Origin of the sequence: Streptomyces sp. NPDC001985 (assembly GCF_040296845.1) — a bacterium.
Classification (GTDB): Bacteria; Actinomycetota; Actinomycetes; order Streptomycetales; family Streptomycetaceae; genus Streptomyces.
In genome coordinates this window covers 1-3,751 of sequence record NZ_JBEOYB010000169.1, presented here as the reverse complement: position 1 = coordinate 3,751, position 3,751 = coordinate 1, and the positions used below count along the sequence as shown (strand labels likewise).

Here is a 3,751-nt window from a genome sequence, read left to right as displayed (position 1 = left end):
CGCGGAACGTCGACACCGCCGGCCGCCGCCGGTCCACCGGCAGCACCAACTCCTCCGGCGCACCCGACAGAGCATCCCGCCAGTACGCGAGCTGGCCGCTGACCAGGCTGTCCTCGTCGTCCAGCGCTCCGAGCACCTCGCGCTGCCAGAGCGCGTAGTCCGCGTACTGGACCGGCAGCGGCTCCCAGCCGGGCGCCGTGCCCTCGCGGCGGGCCGTGTAGGCGGTGCCGAGGTCACGCGTCAGCACGCCCATGGACCAGCCGTCGGACGCCACATGGTGCACGACGATCAGCAGGACGTACTCAGCGGGACCCGTCACCAGCAGCCGGACCCGCCACGGCAGATCGACGCTCAGATCGAAGCGGCGTCCGCCATGAGCGGCGAGCGCGTCCTGAAGCCCGCTCTCGTCCGTCTCGACGACGATCAGCGGCGGACGGCCGGCCTCCCCGGTGAGGATGTGCTGACGCGGCGCGCCATCGGTCTCCGGGAAGACGGTCCGCAGACTCTCGTGCCGGTCGGCCACATCGCCGATGGCCGCCTCCAGCGCCGCCACATCCAGTTCGCCGGAGAGCCTGAGCGCGATCGGCATGTTGTAGCCGGCGCCCTCTCCGGCTCCCTCCAGCCGGTTGAGGAACCACATCCGCTGCTGCGCGTACGACAGCGGCAGCACATCCGGCCGTTCCCGCCGGGTCAGGGCGATCCGGGTCTCCCCGTCGGTCCCGTCGATGAGACCGGCCAGACCGGCCACGGTGGCGGCGGTGAAGAGATCCCGGATGCTCACCTCGGTGTCGAGGACGGCGCGGACCCGGGAGATCAGCCGCATCGCGAGGAGCGAGTCACCGCCCAGATCGAAGAAGGATGCCTCGGCGCCCACGTCGTCGAGTCCCAGCACTTCGGCGAAGAGCCCGCACAGCACCTCCTCCATCAGGGTCGCCGGGCCCCGGCCCTGACGTGCCGCGACCTCGGGGACGGGCAGCGCGGACCGGTTCAGCTTGCCGTTGACGGTCAGCGGCAGCGCGTCGAGGAGAACGATCGCGGCCGGGACCATGTACTCGGGCAGCCGGTCTCCGGCGTGCCGCTTCAGCGCGTCGGTGTCGACGGCCTCCGCGGCCGGGACGACATAGGCGACCAGGCGCTTGTCTCCCGGCCGGTCCTCGCGGACGACCACCGCGACCTGGCCGACCGTCTCGTGCGAAGCGATCACAGCCTCGATCTCACCCGGCTCGACCCGGAAACCACGGATCTTCACCTGCTCATCCGCCCGGCCCGCGAAGAGGAGCTGCCCGTCGGCTGTCCACCGGGCGAGGTCGCCCGAGCGGTACATCCGACCGCCATACGGGTTCGCGACGAACCGCTCAGCGGTCAGATCCGGGCGGCCGACATAGCCCCGGGCCAGACCGGCACCCGCCACATACAGCTCACCCGTCACACCCACCGGCACCGGCTGGAGGAAACCGTCCAGGACAAAGACCCGGGCGTTGCCGATCGGGGCGCCGATGGCCGGAGGCTGATCCTCCGGACCCATCGCCGGGTCCAGCGGCACAGCGGTGGTGATCACGGTCGCCTCAGTCGGACCGTACGTATTCCACACCCGCGACCCCGCCAGCCAACGGCTCGCCAGATCAGCGTTCAACCGCTCCGCACCCAGCACCCAGTTCCGCACACCCGACACCGCACCCGGATCCAGCACACCCAGCAGCGACGGCACCACACTGGCAACCTCAACACCGGCGGCACGGATCATCTCCGCCAGCGCCTCCGGCTCCCTCCGCTCCTCACTCGTAGCGATGGCGAGCGTCCCACCCGCACCCAGCGTGACCGCGACATCGAGAACCGCCGCATCGAAGCTGAAGGAGGCGAACTGAAGCGCCACCACCCCTTCCGCCACGCCCAGCACGGGACGCATCACCTGCGCGAGGTTCGCCACCCCGCCATGCGCCACCGCCACACCCTTCGGACGGCCCGTCGAACCCGACGTATAGATCACATACGCCAACTGCTCCGTACCCACCACCGTGTCGAGCGGCTCCGAGGACTGAGCGGCGATCGCGTCCGCAGCACCATCCAGGAACAGTACGGGCGTATCGGGCCCGGGTACCTCGATGCCGGCCGTGGCCAGGACCACCGAGGCGCCGCTGTCGGAGATCATGTACGCGAGGCGGTCCTCCGGGTGCTCCGGGTCGAGTGGCACATACGCGCCACCCGCCTTCCACACCGCCAGCAGCGCCACCACCATGTCGACCCCGCGCGGCAGGCACAGACCCACCACCCGCTCACGACCCACACCCAGGGCGACCAGATACCGGGCCAGCCGGTTCGCACGCGCCTCCAGCTCCCCGTACGACAGCACTTCCGGTCCGCACCGCACCGCCGGGGCGTCCGGCACCCGCGCGACCTGTCCCGCGAAGTGGTCAAGCACCGTGCCGTCGTCGATCGGCTGTGTGGTGTCGTTCCACTCGGACACGACCTGGCTCCGCTCGGTCTCCTCCAGGACCTCGATCCGGCTGAGGAGGGCGTCCGGGTTCCGCGTCATCTGCTCCAGCAGACGCAGCAGCCGGCCGAGGAGCCCTTGGGCCTCGTCGGCGGTGAACAGGTCCGGGCGGTAGGTCAGGCGCATGCTCAGACCACCGATCGGCCCCGCCACGAGCCCCAGCGGGAAGTTGATCGACTCCCGAATCCCCGATTCGAACACCCGCAGTCCGCCCGGTCCGGGCATCGGGGAATCGGTCTCCGGGGGAGCCTCCTGGTTACCGCCCGATGGGAAGTTCTCGAAGGCCATGATGGTGTCGAAGACGGCACCCGGACCGGCCAGCCGCTGGATGTCGCTGAGGCTGAGGTACTGGTAGTCCATGAGCACGGACTGCTCGGCCTGAAGCCCGGCCAGCATCCCCGCCACGGTCTGCGCCGGGTCGAACCGGACGCGCACCGGAACGGTGTTGATGAACAGCCCGAGCATGTTCTCCATGCCCGGCAGCTCGGCGGGCCGGCCCGCCACACTCGCGCCGAAGACGACGTCCCGGCGGCCCGTGAGCTTTCCGATGAGCAGCGCCCAGGCCGCCTGCACCACGGTGTTCAGGGTGATCCCCTGATCGCGGACCAGTTCGCGCAGGGCCTCGTCCAGCGCGGGATCGGCGTCGCCGAGCACCACTTCGCCGTGGACGAGTTCGGCGTCCCGCTCCACGGGAGCGATCAGCGTGGGCTCCTCGGCGTCGGCCAGCGCGTCGCGCCAGGCTTCGCGGGCCGCGTCGCGGTCCTGCCGGGAGAGCCATTCGAGATAGTCGCGGAACGGAGTCACCGCGGGCAGACCACTCGTACTGCCGCCGGCCTCGTACGCCGTCCAGAGCTCCTGCATCAGGATCGGCAGCGACCAGCCGTCCAGCGCGATGTGGTGCAGCGTGATCATCATCCGGTAGCGGTCGGCTCCCAGGCTGACGAGGGTCACCTTGACCAGCGGCGGCGCGGCGAGGTCGAAGCGGCGGGAGCGTTCCTCGATTCCCACCCGGTCGGCCTCGGCTGCCGCTTCCTCGGCCGAGAGACCGGAGAGGTCCTCCTGCCGCCAGGGCATGGTGACCTTCGCGGCGACGACCTGGACCGGTTGGTCGACGCCCGGGAGTTGCCGGAAGCCGGCCCGGAGGCTGGCGTGCCGGTCGAGCAGGGCCTGCCAGGCCGCGCGGAGGGCCACCGGGTCCAGCGGTCCTTCGAGGCCCAGGTCGAGCTGCTCGACATAGACATCCGTGCCCTGCTCGTCGAA

1 protein-coding gene is annotated in these 3,751 nt (G+C 70.7%); it reads right to left on the bottom strand.

Annotation, left to right across the window (positions count from 1 at the left end; all coding sequences use genetic code 11):
* A partial coding sequence (locus ABT122_RS33340) for a non-ribosomal peptide synthetase (protein WP_351559902.1) occupies positions 1–3,751 on the bottom strand: 3,751 nt, incomplete at both ends.